This is a genomic window from Klebsiella sp. 1SOBk5mer (genome assembly GCF_046603115.1).
GTDB lineage: Bacteria > Pseudomonadota > Gammaproteobacteria > Enterobacterales > Enterobacteriaceae > Klebsiella > Klebsiella quasipneumoniae.
On record NZ_JBKIUU010000001.1, the window covers coordinates 73,467 to 94,840 of the forward strand.

Here is a 21,374-nt window from a genome sequence, read left to right on the forward strand (position 1 = left end):
CGTTACTCCTTCTCTTTTAATGTGTTCAGCCAGTTCGTGAATTCCCTGTCAGCAACAGGGAGCATCTCATCGTAAAAACGTTTTTCATTGCCGACCTTATTTCCGGCACAAAGCACAATGCCGGTACGGGTCGGATCAAAAGCGAAAAACGCTCGTATCGGCTCGCCCCGACTCTGAATACGTAGCTCTTTCATGTTGCTGTAACGGGAACCTCTGACCGTATCAGCATAAGGTCTGGACAAACCCGGTCCCTTTTCCCGCAGGACCAGCAGTGCTGCAAGCACGCTGACCCTGTCGGTATCGTTGAGCGAGGCAAACCAGCGATCAAACGTATCCGTTGTTTTAATTGTCCACACGGGACCTCCCAATTAATATAGGTTAAATACTATATAGATGTAAAGCTATAAAGCGGATTATGAAGTGATGGGATGAGGGATTCATGCGTCATTACTTCAAAGATGAAGACGCATTCGGGTATTTCAGTGAATAACCTGCAAGACATTCACTGTTTTACGACCTGTACCGAAAAACCAGTTCAGGTATTAACGCAGTCTGAAGAGTGACCTTAACTGCAAAGCAGTCCGACATTTTCAAAGGTATTGTCGGTAACGGGACGACCAGCCTGAAATCAGGCCGCTTCTTGCAGGTCATAAAGCGTAAGGGCAGCCCGGAGGGCCATTCGTTGCATGGGGGAAATTATACGAATGCAACTGGCGCAGAAAGAGCAAACTGTTTTTGCCTGAAAAACATTTCCCGTTGATTTGATTAGATGCTGAGTTGCCGCGCGTCACTGGCGTTCTCTCGATCTCCCACCCGCAAGGGCAGGCAGAAGATCGGGAGGATCTGTTTACCTTATCGATACTCTGATTTACGGTAGCGCGATGGCCAGATGTTCTCAGGCGCAACATCTAACGCTTCGGCAATCAATCTTTCGCCTTTGGGCCAGCGGCGGGTAAGCGCATTTGCCAGCGTAGAGGATGCCAGCCCCGCCTGACGGGAAAGCGCTGACAGCGAAGTGCCACGTTTTTTCAGCCCGGCGATAATGTCGGCGGAATGCCAGTCCTGTTGCATCATGCGGCCACCTCGTCGATAAACTTCACGCCGTCGGCTGTGCGGAGCCAGCGCGGGGCTTTCATTTCCGCAGCGAAATAGTTGATCAGGTCATACAGCAGGCAGCTAAGGTGCTTCTCCATTTCAGAGTAAAAACCTTGCCCTGCCAGCATCTGTGTCAGGGAGAGACAGTAGCGACAAAGCTCTGTGCATTCAGGCTCGAAACGGGGGAAATTTGCAGGGAGGGTGTCAACGATCAGGCTTTCAATAAGATGGGGAGGAACAGGTTCTAACAGCGTGGGCTGGAGCAGCGTCAGACAGGCGTTGAGTCTGCCGCAGAGCGCCATTTTGAGTGTGGGATCGTTGCTTTCAATCAGGGTTTCAGCGAAGTTTTCGCAGTGGTCGGCAAGGACGGTGAAATCCGTGGCAGCATTGAAGGGAACAGCAAGTAACGGATGTGTTTGGATTGGGGTAGTAGCCATAGTGGCAGCCTCCTGTAACGGGTTTAAAACCCACCACCAGAGGTTCCAATCTCATGGTGGTGGACTGAACGGGGTTGGAACTACCGGCGTTACAGGCAACCGGCGCACCTTGCGGTGCCCCCGCCCAGCCCACCATTGAGGTATAGCCGAGCGCACGACATAAAAAAAGACGCGGGGCGCGTCATATGTCGCCTGTAACATTTCGGGGTTCCAATCCCGGCACCTGAATTTGCAGGTGCCGGGTAAGGATACTGCGTTAAGTAATCAGCAGCAAGAAAATTCATCCGTAATGGAAAGAGACAAAAATTCTTCAGTGTTTCAATCTGTTATTGAACAGAATGTTCCACTGGGATTACACTTGTAGATGCTCCAGCGGAATCCATTTATGGATGTAATATTTCAGCAAGGAAAACCATGGCTAATTATATCAACGTAAACCGACGTTTCTATAAATCCAGTAATCCGCAGGAAGAAATTCCCACACAGATTTACGCTGACTGGTTTGAAGATAGTAACACTATCAGCTGGGATGAATTGCTGAAATATTCACGCATCATTATTCTGGCGGAAGCTGGAGCAGGAAAAACGCGGGAGATGAAGGAGCAATCAACAAAGTTAAATCAGGCCGGCCAGTTTTCATTCTTTATTCCGACAGAAGCGCTGGCTGAAGATCTCATTGTAGATATACTCCATCCTGATGAAAAGGCCAGGTTCCAACAATGGGAAAATAGTTCTGATTATGCTTATTTATTTCTGGATGCTGTTGATGAATTAAAACTAAAAGGTGATGAGTTTAATAAATTATTGCGAAAACTTCGTCAACAATTAGAAAAACATCTTTCCAGAATCAATATTATTATGTCCTGTCGTCCCAGTGACTGGAATAGTTACGATTTTACCATCCTTGATGAATGGTTACCTGATAATCAACTTTCAGAAGAAAATATAATACCCATTTCACAAAAATCTGGTCGTGAGTTTTTTAAAGATATGGTTTCCGACTGGTTTAATCAGCCCGCTTTCAGTAATCCTCTGGAAGAACTGGAAAAGGAAACCGAACAGCAGTCTGATGATTATCATCGGCTTCACTGTTTTTATATGCGACCAATGACAAACAAGCAAATAAGAAAATTTACTTGTGAATCTGCTGTATCTGATCCGGAGCGTTTTCTGCAACAGCTTTATACTCTAGATGCCGAAGTCTTTGCCAGTCGGCCACAGGACTTGCTCTCACTGATCACATACTGGAACACACACCAGAAGTTTGATTCGGCATTAATACTACATGAATCAGATATTCAACACAGGCTGACAGAAAATTATAGCCGATGTGAAAAGGTACTAAAATCTCCGCAAGAGATAAGGAATGCCGTAGAAAAATTAGCTCTGGCAATGAGCCTGACGCGTAAATTCACAATCGGTATTTCTGAATCGTTCAAATCAGATAACCATTCATTAAATCCCCAAAAAATATTAACTGACTGGTTACCCAAAGATATTAACACACTCCTAAGGCTGGCCATTTTTGAGCCTGCGACCTATGAACGAGTCCGTTTTCATCACCGCTCAGTACTGGAATATCTGGCCGCTCGTCGGTTGCAGCATTTAATTAAGAAGGGAATGCCCATCAGCGCATGTTTCAATTTGTTATTTTCAGAACGTTGTAATTTCCCTGTCGTTATTCCTTCAATGCGTTCTGTTACTGCATGGCTATCTCTCTGGGATCCATATGTTTGCAAAGAACTAATGAACAGAGCACCAGAAATATTGCTTTCTGGGGGCGATCCTGGATCCTTGCCAATCGAAGTCCGCTCAGAACTGCTGAGAAATTTCGTCTTGCATTATAAACATGGAACATCAAGAGACATCAATATTCCGCTAGTGCAAGTAAAACGGTTTTCGCATCCAGAACTTCAGCCAGTAATCAAAAAATTATGGGTTGAAGGATACCAGAACGATGACATCAGAGAGTTATTGTTGGAGATTATCTGGACAGGAAAATTTCAGGATTGTAATGCGTTACTGGAACAGGCCGTGTACGATCCGGGTATTGAAACAACCGATCGGCTCAGGGCAATAAAAGCTATCGCCACAACCGATGATTCTGTACTTCAACAAAAAATAGTACATGACGTTATAAACTCACCTGAGTTATGGCCTGAAAAGTTCATTTTTCATTTCGCCGAAGAGTTGTTCCCTCAGTTGCTCTCTGTAGATAATTTGTTGATTCTGATAAAGAGAACAATGGAACCAAAAAGCTCAACTAGTGGATTTAAATGGACATTATATAATGTGGCAACAGAAATAGCGCCTGAATCTGATGCTGCTATTGCATTTCGGGATCAGGTAACGAAACTCATCCTCGATAATAACATTCAAGAAACCAGGCATTATTATCCTACAAGTCGCTATGGTTATTTAACATGTGCACTGGCTAAGATCTGCGCCAGACAATTAGTCAGTGGATTCCACACCGAAAATGAAAGTCTGATTTTTTCATGTTTGGTTTGTCATTTTTTTAACGAAATCGATTTCAGTTATGTTAATGATGACTTATCGGTGATCAAAAACGCCCTAAATAATATAACAATCACAACAATCCGAAAATTCATTTTCATGACAGAATGGAGTTTATTATCTCAAATCGTCAAACATGATATTGATGCTTTTCTTCTTCAGGAACGCATTATTATATCCAACTTTAATAACAATGACTTACCATGGTTGATTGCACTACTTTTCGATAAGTCATCCCCTGAGCGACGTTCTGTATTACTGGAATTCTTATTCCGTTTCACTCCGCTAGCCGATAATACTCCAGAATTTCACGATTCATTAATCAATGTGGTTAGTGATGATGAAACATTATTATCCTCAGTGCACCAATGGTTAAGACCAAAACCAATCAACATAGAATCTATTCGCAGGCAAGAGATTCGTAAGGAAAAAGAAAAAAATAGACAGGAAGCTGAAAAAATTCAGCAGGATGAAGAAATAAACAAGTGGTTAATCTGGTACGATAAAACCACAACAGACAGTACATGGATGCTTTCTGATGACACCCAGTTTTCTGTGCTAAATCATGTCGTTGTTATATTGCAAAAAACACATCGACGCTATTCACCTGAAGAATTCTGGAGCAGAGAGATACTAAAAAAGACTTTTAGCGATGATGATATAGAACGGATTGAAATAGCCCTTCGGGAATATTGGCGGAAAAGCCCTATTCAGCTTCAATTTGAGCAGGACCGGATAAATAGAAGTTCACCAGAGCGGAGTGAAACCATTGCGATAATGGGATTACTTGCCGAAAGTGATTCTCAGGGGTGGCAAAAGAGGCTCAATCACAGTGAGGCATTACTGGCTATAAAATATGCTACACTCCTGCAAAATAACTTTACGCCTTTCATTAATGAGTTAGCCACAACCTTTCCAAGTATAGTTAAAGAGATCATTGGTTCCGAACTTCAGTATGCCATTAATCATATAAACAATGGTAATCATTGCCCGATAATCGGTCAGGTTGCCAATGCCGACATCAGGTTGCGCAACTTATTATCAGATAACATCTTCAATGACGTTAATAGTTATCTTTTGGCCATAAATGAAGCGACGATTAACAGCGGAGGCTCTCCTGTTGAAAAAATTTTAATGTCACTAATTGATGTAATCTCTGACGATAAAAAGAAAATTATTGCCCAGAACTGTGTGTCTGCCTATAAAATTTCACCTTATAACCCAGAATATTATGCGTTTCTGAGATACGCACTCATTTTTTCACCAGATATTGGCATGGAAACCTTTCAACACGCGTTCAGAAAATGCCCAGACAAAGATTCGTATATTGAAAGTCTCTATGCAACCCTGTTTTCACATCAGGCATCAAGAAGACATCAGTCCCCATTTTACAATAGTGACATTTCTCAACAGATTTCTATGACCGGAAAACTATTGGATATTGCATACCAGCATATTAGACGTGAAGATGATCGAGAGCATGACGATATTTTTACTCCTGACCTCAGAGACAGAGCAGAAGAAGCACGCGGTGCGCTGCTCGACAGACTCCTGAATATTAGTAACGACAAGACAGTCATCGAAATTATACGACTCGCTAAACAGCCACACTTTTATTTATCAAAGGCGCGTTTTGAATATTTAGCCAGAGAAAGAGCAGCGCTGAACTCAGATAATTTCTCGCTGACAGAGGAAGCCGTACTAAAACTCGATAACTATTTAGAACAACCACCACATCATCAGGAAGCTCTGTATCAGATAATGATTAACCGATTGCAAGATTTGCAGTATGCATTATCTCATAGTGATTTCACCGATCGGGATATTCTTCGCACCGTAACACTCGAAGCACATATGCAACCCACGCTGGCATGGCGTTTAGAAGCCGCCGCCAACTCAGCTTACTCTGTGGTTAGAGAAAGTGAGGTTGCCGATGGTAAAAAGACAGATATCCGTCTTCTAAGCATGTGTGGAAAACATAAAGCCGTAATTGAGGTGAAATTGGCAGATAAAAGATGGAGCATCGCTGATTTTGAGCGGGCGCTTGAACATCAACTGGTTGGGCAATACTTAAGATATGACGCTTGTAAAACTGGCTGTTTATTACTCACCTATAATGGTGATAAAAAATACTGGCGAAACCCCATCACCAGAGAGCGACTATATTTTAATGGGTTGATTGAGTATCTTAACGTTAAAGCAAATAGAATAATGTCTGAAAATAGCTCACTGAAGTTAACTGTCATCGGCCTTGATTTAACTTCTCCTTATCTTGTTCCAGCACACAAATAGCCGTTTCCCTATTCTGAGTGACTCAATTTTGAATGAGAGGCTGTTCTTTATGAATAATATTGTCTTAAGAACAATTGAATATATGAATGTTATATTGAAATAATGTGAGCCTTTTCAAATTTTGAACGTTAACAATGCCTATTAGCCTATAATCCATGAAAAATATATGCCTGTTTTCATATGGTTATGTATCATATCGTCACCACGACTCACCACAGGAAAGCGGGTATGTTGATTGAATCAGTGAAACTGACCAATTTTCGAAGTTTTGGCTCCGATGGCCAAAAAATTACACTCGATCACAAGTTAACTACATTAATTGGTGCAAATGGTACGGGCAAAACGGCAGTGCTACAAGCACTACAACGGCTGTTCGGCGTGACAAGTGAACAGAGGATAATCTCTCGTCAAGACTTCCATATCCCCACTTCAGAAACCCATGCACCAGACATTCGTACCTTATCCTTAGAAGCTATCATTGCTTTCCCGGAACTGGATGATGAACAAGGAGACCATTCGGCCATACCGGAGTTTTTCAGAAGTATGAGCATTGCAGATGAGAACGGGAGGCTTAAATGTCGCTTACGGTTAGACGCCCAATGGGATGATGATGGAAGCATTGACGGCTATGTAACCAGCCAGTTTCACGCTGTAACGTGCTGGGGTAATGATGAACCTGATGATTCGGATTTCCACAAGGTGCGCCCTGGCGATCGCGCAAAAATCCAGCTTATTTATATCCCAGCCACCCGTTCGGCAACTGCGCAGGTCTCCTCGTTTCTTAAAGGACGGTTATGGAAGGCCATTAACTGGTCATCACAAGTTCGGGCATCATTCGCTGAAAAAGCGCATGAGCTTAACAGTGCTTTCGAAGGTGAGTCAGCAATCGATACTATCACGGGAAAGTTGACGCAACGCTGGCAACAGCTTCATTCCGCCGGTACCGACAGCACACCTAAATTTCGACCAGTTGACGTCCGTTTTGAGGAGTTTGTCAGGAAAGTAGATGTTCTGTTACATCCTGATGAAAGCGGCAGAGATCGCAGCGTTGAAGAGTTAAGCGACGGCCAAAGTTCTCTTTTTCATATCGCCATGACCTCGGCAACGCTCGATGTCGAAAGAGAAATCCGATTAAATTCAAGACGCTCTGCGTTTCTCTACGATGACTTGCCATTACCCTCACTCACTTTATTGGCGCTTGAGGAACCTGAAAATAATCTTTCACCTCATTATTTGTCCCGCATCGTCAGTCAACTTAATGAGCTGACAGGAAATATTCATGCGCAAGCCATTATCTCAAGTCATTCATCCAGTATTCTGGCTCGTATAGATCCAACCCAGATAAGGCATTTCCGGTTGGATGTAGCTTCAAAGAACACTATTGTAAAAGTGCTAACATTACCTAAAGAGGATAATGATGCCGCAAAATATATTCAGCAGGCGGTACGCGCCTGGCCTGAACTCTATTTTGCTAAAGTGGTGGTTTTGGGTGAAGGCGCTTCAGAGGAGGTTATCCTGCCAGCAGTGGCGGGGGCTATGGGGATCCCTATTGACCGATCTTTTGTCGCGATGGTTCCACTCGGCGGGCGGCATGTCAACCATATGTGGCGATTGCTATATGATTTGCAAATCCCTTTTATCACGCTGCTTGATCTGGATTGGGGACGACACGGTGGTGGCTGGGGAAGAATTAAAAATATTATTGCTCAAATGATTGACTTTGGAGTTGCACCTCAAAATATATTTAATGAAGTTAATCCGAGTGGATATGAGCAAAATTTATTAACATTTGATTCATTTCCTCACGACAACAGAACACATATCGATAGTTGGGTCGATTTTCTGAGACGCTTTAATATATTCTTTTCAAGCCCATTAGATATCGATTACTCAATGCTAAAAGCGTTTTCTGGTTACTATCAGGTACCGCCAGAGGAAAACGCTAGTGGACCTTCACTGACTGGAGATCCTAGAGATGCCGTCTTAGGAAGCGAAGGAATCCATATGCTTTACGCCGATGATATTCATATTCTTCGCTGGTATCGCTATTTATTTCTGGGGCGAGGAAAGCCTAGTACGCACATTAGGGTATTAAGCCAGATTCCATCGGATCAACTCGCACAAAATGCGCCTGATGAGCTAAAGGCCCTTGTACAAACTCTTCAACACCACTTAGAAAATCAGGGTAGCCAGCAATGAAATTCATTTCCCCCGAGCAATGGTGTCCGAAAGAGATCGATGATCTGGAACCTAGCGCATGGAATGCTTTAAGAACACCAGATTCTGTAAGCGTTATCGCCGGTCCTGGTGCAGGAAAAACAGAATTTCTGGCCCAAAAAGCAGTCTATTTATTGGAAACCGGGATTTGCCCACCAAACCAAAAAATTTTAGCTATTTCTTTTAAAACTGACGCAGCAAAAAATCTCGCTGATCGGGTTAAGTTACGTTGCTCAGAGGAACTGAGTCACCGCCTGGTTTCGATAACATTCGATGCTTTCACCAAAAGTCTGGTTGATCGTTTCCGATTAGCTCTTCCGCAGGAATGGAGACCATCAAAAAAGTACAGCATCAGTTATCCCAATAAGAAAGATGTTGCCCAATTCTGGGCGCGACGACAGCATCGCGTATCATCCAGTGATGCCAGAGCGATTGAATACGAAACCCGCCATATGGACACCGCTTCATTTGAGTCTCATGTTGTTGGTTCATATCGAATTCCGGAAAATACGTCTCCACCACAATCAATCAAACATTATCTGGTGTACTGGTGGCTTCGTGAGCAAATAACAAATGAAAACGAAGAAGAATCAACACTGTCATTTATGACTATCAATCGGTTAGCTGAGTATATTGTTCGCTCTAATATCCATATCTTGCGGGCGTTAAGGGCAACTTACCCTTTTGTTTTTGTCGACGAATTTCAGGATACAACATATGGTCAGTACGATTTCCTGCTGTCTGCTTTTGGTCAGACAAAGACCACGATAACCACTGTTGGGGACTATAAACAGCGGATCATGGGGTGGGCTGGTGCCAAAACAGATGCGTTTCATCAATTTGAGTATGATTTTTCTGCTACCCGATATCAGTTACAGTTAAACCATCGCTCATCGCCAGAATTAGTCAGACTCCAGCATATTGTTGCAAGAGAAATTGAACACGGCGCTTGTATGGCCCAAACAAAAGTTCCCCAAAAGATAGATAAAGGATGCACTTTCATTCTGAACAGTCGCTCCGTTACCTCAGAGGTGGATTATATTGCTAAATGGATAAGTCGAAATATGCAATCCAGAGGATTAAGGCCTCGTGACTATGCTATTTTAGCACGACAAAAACCAGAAAATTATTACGACCAACTAAATCAATCGTTGATTAGTTATCATTTAAAATTAAGAAATGAAAGCGTTAAAATTGGTAACACAACACTCCAGGATTTGCTGGCAGAAGAATTCACTATTCTCTTTTCAAATTTACTTAGGTTTGTAATCGGGAAAAAAGAACCACAAATCTGGAGTCAGCTATACTCAAGCATTGAACAATTAAGAGGCATTTCACCGGATGATATCCGCGCGCACAAGGCAGTTGAAAATCAGCTGGTTAATTTAAAACATTCTATTCAAACACTTCTTGAGCCGCCATACAGTACTACTACTACTGCCCAGCCCATCATGGAGCGCATTATTTCATTTATATCTCCTTCCGATATGCGTAAAGCGTTTAGCCGATATAATGCTGGCGATCTTTTGAATATTACACTAGAAGCGTTGGAAATTCATTTTCTACAATGTGTCAGCAATACCAGTAACTGGCAAGACGCTGTGGATGAGTTTGATGGAGTAGAACATATACCGCTCATGACTATTCATAAAAGTAAAGGGCTTGAATTCGATACCGTTATTTTTATTGGACTGGACGACAATGCATGGTGGTCTCACCAGCCGGGTAATCCAGAAAGCATGTCGACATTTTTTGTCGCTTTATCCCGTGCAAAGCAAAGGGCTGTGTTCTCTTTCTGTTCTGAGCGGGGTGAACGCCAAAAACTATCAGATATTTATGCATTATTGGAAAAATCAGGAGTCAAAGAGTATAATATCAATTAACTTCTGGTGCCTTATATTCTGAATAATAATAGCCATACTACAATAAGTGTTATTCCGTTTGCTTATTTCTGAATTACATTAATTAAAAAAATAAAATATTATGGAAACTTTATTGCTCAGTTATAAATAAGATGTATAACTGAGCATTATCGTATTTGTAGTGACATAAAAATCATTTTTCACAATATATTACAGGCACTGCATTAACTTCTTTAACCGCATGAGAAAAGGAAGATAATATCCATAAGAGTTGTATCACATGCGGCTTTACTGGCTGATTACGTCGTAATTTACCAAACTCACGCTTAACTTCTTTTTTTGAAATAAATGAGCAGCTCAAAATACATTTCCTGTGCAATTTAACATCTTTTGATAATTCATCAAGATACTTTTTGAGCTTTCTTGTATCACCTTTCCTTATTTTATTGATCTTTGTAGCAGTATTATTGTTTACATAGTGTTTCTTTAATTTATTTTTAATTTTGTCCAAAAGATCTGGTGTACTAAAATACATATACCCCAGATTTTTAATTGCTTGTCCGACAACATCATGTAACTTGCTTGCTGACGTCGTCTTCGAGCCATGTTTTGAATGAATGAAACTGATGCAGGAATCTTGTTTATTAAACGTTATGTGGTCAGCCCATTCGTTCCCCAGATCGTCGCAAAATATATAGTCATCTTTTTTATGAATTTCTTCAACTAAATCAAACATTGATCCCGTAGAGAATTTAGTACTCAGTTTTGTAAAAGTACCCTTTTCACTTAGCACCTTATCCATATTGTCAACAGGTATAAGAATTTCTAGAATACTATTTATCTCTGAAATTCCAGACGCATCTTCGAAGCAATTCCCCATAAAATACATATAACGAGGATCCTGGAATGTTATACTATAAAATCCATTTTTAAATATGAAACTCTGGAGCGTAGACTCTTTACCATTCGATACAACTTTTAACCGTCTAAGGATAGTAGACTCTATTGTAAGCGTTTTATTATTCCTTTTTATTTTTGCACTGCCAATAGCTGAATCAAGCGTCAAGTCATTTCTGATTTCATAAACTTTTTCGAGTTTTTGGAAAAGCTTATTGAGCTTTTTCTCAGATAGATAGCAATCTTCACCATCAGGAAGTTTATATTTGATCCTTAGCCCCTCAGACTCTATTTTTTCATACAACGCAGTACTTTCAATGAGGAGTGCATTCGGCTGAGTTAATGCCATAACTTCATTTAACTCTTTCTGTTGTGCAAAGTAATTTAAAAAGTCTTTGACACCGCCACCTTGCCTGACAAGGCATAATTGATTGTAAGACCATGAGGCAATATCATCGAAACTAATCCTCTGTGATGCTTCAACTAATCTACCACTGCCTGAAATTGTCTTAATTGTTGGACCTTGTCGAAGTTTCAAATAGTAAGGTATAGATCTGCCAGCGGCATGTGTAGAAAAAGCCCCCTTAAGATCTGATGATTCAAATGAACGACTCCTGATAGCTTTATCCGAATTCGTCATGCTTCGCGTGGATATTTTCTGAAATGAAACATCAGAATCATTAAATGTTCCTGCCAATGAGTGGCTTGTGATTAAATTAAAATCCTTCTCTAACTTATCAGATATATTTGCACAGCTCTTTTTTATTATGGCTATACTGTTATCAAATTCCAGAATCAATATGAACGCATATATTGTATCGTAAAAATTCTCACCACCTTCAAGTTCGCCCATAAAATAGACAGGCCTTAGTGTAGGGAAGACGCGAAGAGAATAAATAAAATTAACATCAGCATCAATCAAATTCCTTTCCACCCTGAAATCATTTATCAGATAATCAGAGTCTGGTTCAATGTTATCATCGGCAGAATTCAGGATGCTCAGAATTTCGTTATTTGTGATTTGTCTTTCCTCATTATCGAGAGGAATTTTAAGGTCATAGAACTGGACGTTTTTTGTAAGCTCTAATCTGTCAATCATTAAATTGTCACTTATGAATTTTACAAGTCTAATTTCTTTTTTCTACACATCTTGTTCAATTGAGCTTTCCGTCGATTCGATAAGTACTATTTCATCACCAGAATGATTAACCAACCTCTGCATCGCTGCATTAAAACGATAGTCCACAACCAGCACCTCCTGTTCAATCCAACGCTGTTCCTGCTTTAATTGCCTGAGTTGAGGGCAATCCGGCGCGGTATCCCAGGCATGTTTTCCGACCCCAATTATGTCATTAACCTGATGCGCCGACGGCCAAAAGTCCGGTAACCAGATCCGGAAGGGTCGGGACAATGAGTGGGATAGTTGCCGGGCAATCGTCAAACCATTCGGATCGAGATCGGGAAAATGTACCCAGGGTATATCCTGTCCGTATTGAGAAATCCATCGGCAGGCGGGTTGATAATTCAGACCGGGGGCAAAGATCAGTATCAAACCATCGACAAGCGGCATATCAACATAAGCACCTAAATTCTCAACGGTCATGATCAGTTGCGCCGATGACATGTCCACAGAGAGTAAATCAAGTAGCATTCGTTCTGGCAAACAACACTCCGAACGCCATCGACTTTCATCATCAGCAAACAAAACGTTTTCCCTATTATTGCCGGTAAACGTTAGCCGCAGCTCCGTCCCTTGGCTACGAAGTCGCAAGACATCATCATAGGTAACGGTTTGCCCTTTGACTATGGGTTGGCTCAGACCTGCTTTACTGTTACCTCGCCATGCCGACGCTGATTTATGATGGATCCTCTGCATTCGCCGAGGGATAGCCGGACGATGCTCTTTTCTGCCAATGATCTGTTGTTGTATCTGTTGCTGCACCTGAGCGAGCAGAATTTCCAAGCGTTCACTTTCCACCAGCCGCCAGCGATTGCGCGTGGAAGGGATGATAATACCCAGTTCAGCCAGAAAATTTCGCAGCGACTTTTCCTTAGCATTTTCGAACATCATTTGCCGTTCTTTCAGTTGCTGCAGAATATCGCCAAGTTCACTGACAGGGAAACCTAACTGAAACAGTTCCTTATGCATTAAATTGTTTTCACCTCGTCACTTTCAGCATATCTGCTGTAGCCAGATAGCTATCAACGTCAAATGGCAACTGCTGGGCGTCGCGGACACCGGTAATTTTCACCTGATGGCGCGTAACACTTTGCCCGTTGGCTCCCGTGTTATCTGTCCTGACTATGCGCACCAACTGGTAGCCGGTTCCGGTAATTTTCCCTAACGTTTCCGGGGCCGCAACCAACATCTGGCACCCGGTTCTTACCGCCAGTTCGTGGACTGTCGCCTGAGAGGCGGCATCCAGACGGGAAACCTCGTCCATCACCAGCGGCAAAGTGAAAGGCTCTTTATTACCGTGAGAGCTACGTCCCCAGTGCCTGAGCACGGCAATCAGCACCGCCAGCCCGGAGCCGATTCGTTCCCCGGTTGACAGGCTGGAAGCGTTCAGTGGTTCAAACTGCTCTGCACCACGACGCTGTATTAGCGTTTTTACATCCAGATAATTACGGTGATCCAGCAAATGTGAACCATCAATTTCATGTTGATTGATTTTTTTATACAGGCCAGCCAGCGCTTCGGTAACGGTTCCTGCCGTGGAAAAGAGATCGTCCATACCATATCCGCCTGATTTCAGGGCGTTCAGGGTATCCTGAAAATGCTTAACCGTCCTGGCTTCCAGACGCACACTGGCAACCTGCCCAAAGCCAATTCCGGTAAGTTCAGCGCTTAACCGGCTTATCGCCCTTTTTTCATCGTTAATCCGGCGCGATAGAGCGTCGGCCAGTTCATCCCGGCGCATCTGGAACGCAGCCTCGGTTTCAGCCAACATGATCTGTGCGTCTTTCGCCGCCTTAGATAACGCCTGCAACATTTCTCTTGGCTGTGTAGTGCGCTGGATATCCTGCCGTGCACGGCGGCGAAACAGCGCCACTGCGCGGCTGTAAAGCGTGGCACAGACTTCAGCGATGTCAGATGTATCCTGACCGCAGGACGCTAATTGCTGCATAAAGGGGTCGGCTGAAGAAATAGAATATTCAATAGTTAACCGGGTCAGTTGAGTCAGCAATGATTGATCAACTAGCAAAAGCGCTCCCGGTGATGGTACTTTGCCATTGATCAGCATTTCGCGCATTACAGGTTCCAGCTCACCATAAGAGCCATCGGCTTTTAATGCACTTATAATTCCGTTGCGCTGCTTAGTTATCTGTTCAATTTTTTCTGTCAGGGCAGTAAGTTTGTTATTTTGATTTGTCAGGTTTAATTCTTCTTTTGAGCGTTGCTGATGCAACGCAGCCGTTTTTGTATAGCACTCTCTTAAATTGTTATTCAGTTTTTCAAGTTGGCTCTGTAAATGCGCGAGCTGTGAGGCAAGTTTAATTTCCAGACCGAATGTGTAGGGAAATGGCAAATTATCCAGATCATTTTTAGCCTCATCACGATTCTGGCGGTAGCGAGTAATCGCGGATATCAGATCTGAGTAAAACTTATCTTTTTCAGCTAACTCATTTTTTGCAGTTGTGAGTTCTTGTTTAATTCGGTCACCGTCCTGTTCCAGCCGTTTTTGATCGCCAGATAAGAGGATTTGTGCTTGTGCTTCATCTTCCAGTATTTTCTGAGCATTAGCATATTCCTGGTTAAGGTGAGCACGCACACTGTCTAACTCTTTCACCAGTCGAACTCGCATTGCAGAGGTTTGCCAGGTTTTCTCGTTCTGCTCAACCTGCTGGCGTACTTGCGCTATATTTTCCGGGTATTCTTCCCGTAGTAATGGATACTCTTTTTCTATCTGATTAATTAACGGCTGATAGCGTTTAATATCACGCCCGGCAGCTTCAGCCCGCTTTATCTGATCAGCAATCTCGGCCAGTTCCTGAGGAAAATCCCGAAACAGGATTTTACTGTCTGGTTCACATTCCTGTAGCGCCAGTAAGAGATTCCGGCTTTTTTTCCACTGACTGGACACGCTTCTGTGTTTTTCTTCAATATCTGTCAGAGCGGTATGACGATGGCTTCGCTGTCGGCGAGTATCTTCCAGCGGCGGTTCATCATCCCAAATAAATGAGGGAGCCGCGCTAACGGCCTTAAGATGTTCGTTGTTACGTTCAACGTCTTCAATCTCACGTTCCAGCGTCTCGCTCTTTTCTTCTACCAGTTGAATCTGTTGGTCCAATTGAAGGATAAGCGCCTCGCGGGCTTTATCACCTAATACGGGCTCTGAACGTATCTGGCTGATGCGGCGGTATCGCGGTTCATCTATAACACACCAGGGCGGGAGGATACTCTCCACCGTGTTATATTCGTCGGTGATATCTTTAAAAAGTAATTCCGACTCGAACGACCCGTTGCGTAAAACGTCTATAGGTTGGGTTACACTGATCAACAAAATATCGGGAAGCGGCCATTGCTCATCGTATTGTGTAAGCAATTGTCTGGCGGCATCATCGACATCACCATTGACAAGTATGGCGAACATTAACGGCCCTAACGCCGCCTCAAAATATCCGGCGTCCTGTACTTCGATATCTGCGTACAGTTCAGCAACAGATATTCCCGATACGTCAGCGGCAAGAGTCCGCAAATACTCAAGACTTCCTGCTTCTCTTCCACTCAGTTTGTCACGGCGCCCCTGGCATTGTTTGATTTCCGTTTCGTAGCCAATGACTACCTGCCGAAGTGATTTAACGTGTAACGCATGGTCAAGAATTAGTTGTTCGCAGCGTTGCGGTGTCAAATCATCATCAGGAAAAATAGTACGTAAATAGCTAACCGATGGCTGATATTGGTGCCACTGCTGACTCTGTTGCTCATAGCGTGCAATATCGATATCAAGCTGCTTAATTTGATCTTGTACTTCGGTCTGACGTTGCGCTAATTGTTCCTTTTGTTCATTTAAGTGCAATTCTTGCTCTTGTTGTATCGCCAGTTGCTGCGCAAAGTCCTCATCGTTAAATGGCAACGATAGCATGCCTGCATCACGAAGCCGTTGCTGAAGACGTCGCTGTTTTTGATGATCTCCCTGTAACGTCTTATGATGCTGTTGTCGCCCCCCCAGTTGAGCGTCTTCGATACGCCATTTTTCTAGTTGACCACATTTTTCCCTAAACCAGCGCTGAGCGTCTGGAGGAGAGATATCATCCCCCAATTTTCGCGCACTGTTTGCGGCAACAGTATAAGCATCCAGGATTTCCTGATGAGATCGTAATTGGCGCTCCGCATGGTTGAGGGCATTTCCCGCCTCTTTTTCCTGGTTCACGAGTTGTTCAATGAATGCGCTTAATCCTGACAGAGTAAAAGCCATATTCCATTGGTTAATCTCATCATAGAGCTGTTTTGCGTGGTTATATTGCGATGCCATTTTCTGAGCGATGTCATAACGCGTAACGACATTAGACAGCTGTTTGGCTGTGCGTAGCTGGCTCTCTTCATTTTCACTTTTTTTTCTTTCCAGCTCATCAACAATACCTTGCTGGAGTTTGCTTGCTTCTTCCGCACTCTCTAACTGTGGTTCAAGTTTATTCAGTTCACCAATTGCTTTTTGCTCTTGATTAAAGTAAATCCTACCGGCATTAGCGCATTGCTGTCGGGGATCAATATCGCTTATCTGTTGTTGCGTTATTGACAGTTCCGATTTTATGGCGTCTTCCTTGCGCCTTAGTGAACCCAGAGTTTCCTCAATTTTTTCCAGCTCACGTTCAATCCGATATTTTTCTTTCTGAATAGTCGTGCGCTCTTCATCATTCATCGCCAGAGCTTTCTCAATGACTGACCACGTATTGGCTGAAAATGATAAGCTCAACGTAAGTAATGAATTAAAAAATTGATAATCCTTTTGATAATTTTGCAGGTCTTGCTGCGTAAGTCTGACTTTGATCATGGACTCATGCACCATATTCACTACGGAATGTATATTCCCGCGAGTATGGGCCATTAAATAAGCGCTGAGATGTTTTTCTATCGATTTATCCAGACGCCCGGCCATTGCTGAATGAAGGATCTGGGCCAGACGATATTTATCATCGGGTGACTGACAGGCTCGGGGTAAAATGCCATGCTGAAACAGTGCCAACATGTAGGCATTTGGGTCTTTAAATGACTGAATTGCGCATCCTAATAGTGCTGCTTTATCGCGTAACTGATCTGTCGTAACCGGATGAGCCACCTGTCCTTTACGATCAAGTAAGCAATCCAGTGGGTTAACGCTATCGGGAAGTTTCAAACAAAATAGCTGGATTTCTAATGTTGTTCCTGTCTTTTTTTCAGCCCTAACGACGTACAGATGCCGGTGGCCTGTCCCTCGGGCCTCAATCTCCAGAGCAACAATACTGGGCTGCCCTAAGCGTGGAAACATTTCGCTGTCTTTTATTGATGTTGAAACTTTGAAATCATCCTTAGTCCCTAAGCTAATGTAGCGAATATCAGGGATCTGGCTGAACATAAACGCGCCCAACAAAGACGTTTTTCCCGCACCATTATTGCCCAACAATGAAACGGTACCACCATACTGTCGCGATGTACGCAGTGCGTGAGGGTTCACCAGATTTAACGTTCGGGCCATAATGCCATTAATGTTGACAATACTAAGGCTACGTATCAGAGGGTAGTGGCTCACAATTGTTCCCCTTCATGAGTCCCGGAAGCAAATAAATCGCCCGTTGTATCCATGTCTTCTTCGGCAGAGAAACGATCGCTCTCTGCCAAATCTTCATCTACACTATCCCGCGCGGCCTCATCAATATTGACCAGATACCCCTCCTGGATCAGTTCAGCCAGACGTTGTGGAATTTCTGACTCTTGCTGTAATCCTCGCAGCGGTTCAATAAAACGATAAATAGCGGGTGTTGTCTGGAAGGATTGTCGATCCTTAGAGAGTTGAATAAAAGCATAGCGATCGAATACTATGAGCGACTTTCTGATTTCATCCTGGATTTTAGATAAATCGTATTGGGTTTGTTGGCCTGGACGACGACGAAATAATTCCAGCAGTCTGGTTTCAGATAATTGATTGCTCATTCGCTCAAGCAGTTGGTTCGTTGTGAACCACTCTTTTTGGCTAATTTGCTTTTCGAGTTCCATTGCAACAATAATCAAACCAGTGACCATCTGCAACTCATTAAATCGCTCTAATGGTATTTTTCCACGGCGCTGAGGCAGTAAGTAATAAACAGATTCATTGGAAAAGCATAAAGATAAAGACAAGCAGTCGTAATATTCACAAAGCGGATTAAATGCCTGATTAACAAATGAATACAGCATATAATCCGCAGGTAATATGTTAATCCCTCTACGTAATTTATAATCTACAACGGGGAATAGAGGTGATTTCATCACATCCAGAAATGTATTAAATTGATCACCCTGTGTAGATTCAAGCTCAGTCATTGAGATCACCTTGTGAAATTAGCCATTGCTCTTCGATTTCGTAATTTGCTGTCTCATCCATTAAAACCCATTCCGGGGAGATATCATCCTGAATATTGTCACTCTGTTTCATCAGTTCTTTTATTGTACACTGTACCAGGCGAAAGCGATCCGTTTCATTGAATGGGAATTTACTTAGAATATTTCTGATAACAGAAACGTTACTCACCGGTTTATTATCACTTAATGCCTTTTCAACAAACTCCCTTGCGAAACTCTCTAACTGAAACGCAGGCATCTCCCGCACCAATTCTTCATCATCATTATCATCGAGGAACAACGCATTATCCGCCGGAGGCGGCGGTGTGTCCCATTCACGTAATTGCATTAGCTTAATGGTCGAAGGTAATGCTAACGACCATGATGACCGACCAAACAACTCGATAGTACGATCGATTAAATATCCCAGATTAGCATTGGGATCTAACGCGATACGGATGCGTATACGGTCCAGCACGCTGCTAAAGAATCCGGATAAATCCCTTAAGGAATGATTAGCGAATTCTCGAACATCCATTAATGAACCAAACAAAGAGGATAATGTATTTTTTAATCGCTGAGCCCCACCTTTTTGTACGACTGTATTTTGCAAAATTTCCAGTTGCATTAATACCGCATCGGCACGGTTCATTACTAACATTCTCAAATCGTTGATCTGACCAGCCAGCGTGCGTATTATTTCCAGAAGTTGCTGAATTTCCGTTTCCAGAGAAATACCAATTTCGGTTTGTATCTCGGAGCGCATTGAATGAAATTTAGAGATAAGGAATTCCTGATTTTTAAAAACACCTGTCAGCAGATCCTTCAGGCTCGGTAAAAAAAGTTCTACCTTCACCAACCATTCACTATCAGTAATATTGTCTCCATCGCTGGCAGCATTTAAACTGGACAGTTCCTGATCAATTCTCAGATAACGTTGGCTTAATGTTTCTTTATCCTCTAATTCATCAGATTGTTGAAAAGGTTTTAACAAATCATGTGCCAACTGAGTCAGACGATATGCTCCCCCCACATCAGCGACAGACATTCCGGCCAGTGACAACAATCCCTGTTCCAGCGCTCGTTTCAGAAAGTTATTAACCCGAACATCTGAGGTATTAGGATCTTCATTAATTCTTTCATCCACATAACGGATGATGCTGTGACATGTCGTCTCATCGTAGCCGGATTGTACAAAGTAATGCTCACTATTTGCTTCGACACCTGACTCCTCCATACCCCACATCGCCATTGCCGCCAAATAGCTAAACTCATTAGGGGTAAGATGTAAATTCGGCTGGTATTTACTGATTTTTAACAGTATGCAGCTTAGTGGGCTAGTAAACTGCTGCGGTGTAGGTGCGACATTGTCCATGATAAAGCTCACCTCGGCTTTTCTCGTTCAGTATCCATGCTGTTATATCAGATTAATAGCTGGAGATCCTTTTTTCTCGCTGAAACAGGGACATAAATTTAGCCTCCACCTCAAAACCGCTGTAGAAATTGGTAACGACTTAAACTTCACTGCTATCCCGGTAAATCTCTCCGCATAAGCGCAACTCCGGCGGCTTTGCCGGTGTAATAACCCCAATCCTGAGTGGCAAAGAACTCTCATTTTGGCATCGTTTTTTGATAAGTTGCCAGTTTTCGGTTTCAGACTCCATGTGGGTAATCAGGGAATCAAAGGCACCATCGGCAACTTCTATTTTTAGCTGTTTATCTTCTCCAATGTCAGCGAGATTAGGTTCAGTCCCCTTCGATACCTCGCTTTCCAGTCCATTGAGACTATTTTTTAATCCGTCAAAGCAGCTCGTAGCAGCACTTGGGGTATAGAAGAACAAACCGCTAATGAAAATGGCTTCCATCACTTCATAGAAGGAAAAAGAGGTATCCCCATAAACGAAACGGCTACGATCGGTACTATTCACCCCAGAGACACTTTCTCTTAGCAACTCATCCTTCTGCAAGGATATCAGCGTTTGCTTGTTGTAAAGGATTACAGGTAGGTTTTTAATTTCGTGGACATTTTCGCTAAGACTCCAGCGTTCTTTATTACCTTTGATAAAACCGGAAGCATCGCAGCTACTTTCTATATCAAACTCGTCGGTGGGGATCCGCTCACGATTGAACCAAGCTGTAAAATCCTCACCGTCTCCCATATCCTGATGCTGATATGCGCGGTAAACAGAGCTTCGGCGATCAATGCCAATCCACTCCAGATTCCATGTGGTGGGTTTGGATGGTTTTCTTACTTCGTCAATATAGGCCCCAACATCCCGATCCAAATAAGCGGTTAGCAGTTCCTTCCAAGGCTCAATGGCAAAAAAGATATTCGCCAGTGTTGTTCCTTCTTCAATCATCACGGTATGACGAAAGAACCTGAGAAGAAAAAAGGGATCGGTATCTGAAATAGTTTTCTGGATTGATAGCAACGGAAGTGCTGTTGTTTCATCATAGTCAGAGCGAAAGCGCAGGATCGAATCCGAACAGAAAATTAGTTGACCTTCCATCATTTATCTGGCTCCTGATGTTATGTAG

General features: G+C 42.9%; 12 protein-coding genes. 3 read left to right on the forward strand and 9 right to left on the reverse strand.

What is annotated here, in order from left to right; translation table 11 throughout:
- Window positions 1–2 precede the first annotated feature (2 nt).
- The 3 genes from ACLH1U_RS00365 to ACLH1U_RS00375 form a co-directional block, all read right to left on the reverse strand.
- Window positions 3–356 carry a type II toxin-antitoxin system RelE/ParE family toxin gene (locus ACLH1U_RS00365; protein WP_000269841.1) on the reverse strand — a complete coding sequence of 118 codons (354 nt, stop codon included), beginning with the start codon at window positions 354–356 and terminating at the stop codon, window positions 3–5.
- A gap of 496 nt (window positions 357–852) precedes the next feature.
- Window positions 853–1,074 (reverse strand): helix-turn-helix domain-containing protein, encoded by a 222-nt coding sequence (locus ACLH1U_RS00370; RefSeq protein WP_411298975.1) that lies wholly within the window; start codon window positions 1,072–1,074, stop codon window positions 853–855.
- On the reverse strand, window positions 1,071–1,532 hold the full coding sequence (locus tag ACLH1U_RS00375; protein ID WP_411298976.1) for a hypothetical protein: 462 nt from the start codon (window positions 1,530–1,532) through the stop codon (window positions 1,071–1,073). Before ACLH1U_RS00375 ends, ACLH1U_RS00370 begins: the two co-directional genes overlap by 4 nt.
- Before the next feature lie 414 nt (window positions 1,533–1,946).
- On the opposite strand from ACLH1U_RS00375, the gene ACLH1U_RS00380 reads away from it, so the two are divergent.
- The 3 genes from ACLH1U_RS00380 (at window position 1,947) to ACLH1U_RS00390 (ending at window position 10,441) form a co-directional block, all read left to right on the forward strand.
- Window positions 1,947–6,341, forward strand: a complete 4,395-nt coding sequence (locus ACLH1U_RS00380) for a hypothetical protein (protein WP_411298977.1) — start codon at window positions 1,947–1,949, stop codon at window positions 6,339–6,341.
- A gap of 228 nt (window positions 6,342–6,569) precedes the next feature.
- A complete protein-coding gene (locus ACLH1U_RS00385) occupies window positions 6,570–8,540 on the forward strand; it encodes an ATP-dependent nuclease (protein WP_411298978.1) in 1,971 nt (656 codons plus the stop codon).
- Window positions 8,537–10,441: a UvrD-helicase domain-containing protein gene (locus ACLH1U_RS00390; protein WP_411298979.1), complete on the forward strand. Its 1,905-nt coding sequence runs from the start codon at window positions 8,537–8,539 to the stop codon at window positions 10,439–10,441. Before ACLH1U_RS00385 ends, ACLH1U_RS00390 begins: the two co-directional genes overlap by 4 nt.
- Window positions 10,442–10,613: 172 nt before the next feature.
- Here ACLH1U_RS00390 and ACLH1U_RS00395 read toward each other — a convergent pair whose 3' ends face one another.
- The 6 genes from ACLH1U_RS00395 to ACLH1U_RS00420 form a co-directional block, all read right to left on the reverse strand.
- Window positions 10,614–12,416 (reverse strand): hypothetical protein, encoded by a 1,803-nt coding sequence (locus ACLH1U_RS00395; protein WP_411298980.1) that lies wholly within the window; start codon window positions 12,414–12,416, stop codon window positions 10,614–10,616.
- A 42-nt stretch (window positions 12,417–12,458) separates the two neighbouring features.
- Window positions 12,459–13,466 (reverse strand): hypothetical protein, encoded by a 1,008-nt coding sequence (locus ACLH1U_RS00400; RefSeq protein ID WP_411298981.1) that lies wholly within the window; start codon window positions 13,464–13,466, stop codon window positions 12,459–12,461.
- A gap of 10 nt (window positions 13,467–13,476) precedes the next feature.
- On the reverse strand, window positions 13,477–18,048 hold the full coding sequence (mukB, locus tag ACLH1U_RS00405) for a chromosome partition protein MukB (RefSeq protein WP_411298982.1): 4,572 nt from the start codon (window positions 18,046–18,048) through the stop codon (window positions 13,477–13,479).
- Window positions 18,045–18,818, reverse strand: a complete 774-nt coding sequence (locus ACLH1U_RS00410; protein WP_411298983.1) for a chromosome partition protein MukE — start codon at window positions 18,816–18,818, stop codon at window positions 18,045–18,047. Before ACLH1U_RS00410 ends, mukB begins: the two co-directional genes overlap by 4 nt.
- Window positions 18,811–20,211 (reverse strand): hypothetical protein, encoded by a 1,401-nt coding sequence (locus ACLH1U_RS00415; protein WP_411298984.1) that lies wholly within the window; start codon window positions 20,209–20,211, stop codon window positions 18,811–18,813. The genes ACLH1U_RS00410 and ACLH1U_RS00415 overlap by 8 nt, the downstream gene beginning before the upstream one ends.
- A gap of 139 nt (window positions 20,212–20,350) precedes the next feature.
- Window positions 20,351–21,346: a hypothetical protein gene (locus ACLH1U_RS00420; RefSeq protein ID WP_411299119.1), complete on the reverse strand. Its 996-nt coding sequence runs from the start codon at window positions 21,344–21,346 to the stop codon at window positions 20,351–20,353.
- Window positions 21,347–21,374: the final 28 nt, after the last annotated feature.

Bases quoted from the DNA above. Each gene is read 5' to 3' on its own strand.
- ACLH1U_RS00370 (WP_411298975.1), bottom strand. From the start codon at position 1,074: ATGATGCAACAGGACTGGCATTCCGCCGACATTATCGCCGGGCTGAAA.
- ACLH1U_RS00375 (WP_411298976.1), bottom strand. From the start codon at position 1,532: ATGGCTACTACCCCAATCCAAACACATCCGTTACTTGCTGTTCCCTTC.
- ACLH1U_RS00380 (WP_411298977.1), top strand. From the start codon at position 1,947: ATGGCTAATTATATCAACGTAAACCGACGTTTCTATAAATCCAGTAAT.
- ACLH1U_RS00385 (WP_411298978.1), top strand. From the start codon at position 6,570: ATGTTGATTGAATCAGTGAAACTGACCAATTTTCGAAGTTTTGGCTCC.
- ACLH1U_RS00390 (WP_411298979.1), top strand. From the start codon at position 8,537: ATGAAATTCATTTCCCCCGAGCAATGGTGTCCGAAAGAGATCGATGAT.
- ACLH1U_RS00395 (WP_411298980.1), bottom strand. From the start codon at position 12,416: ATGATTGACAGATTAGAGCTTACAAAAAACGTCCAGTTCTATGACCTT.
- ACLH1U_RS00400 (WP_411298981.1), bottom strand. From the start codon at position 13,466: ATGCATAAGGAACTGTTTCAGTTAGGTTTCCCTGTCAGTGAACTTGGC.
- ACLH1U_RS00410 (WP_411298983.1), bottom strand. From the start codon at position 18,818: ATGACTGAGCTTGAATCTACACAGGGTGATCAATTTAATACATTTCTG.
- ACLH1U_RS00415 (WP_411298984.1), bottom strand. From the start codon at position 20,211: ATGGACAATGTCGCACCTACACCGCAGCAGTTTACTAGCCCACTAAGC.
- ACLH1U_RS00420 (WP_411299119.1), bottom strand. From the start codon at position 21,346: ATGGAAGGTCAACTAATTTTCTGTTCGGATTCGATCCTGCGCTTTCGC.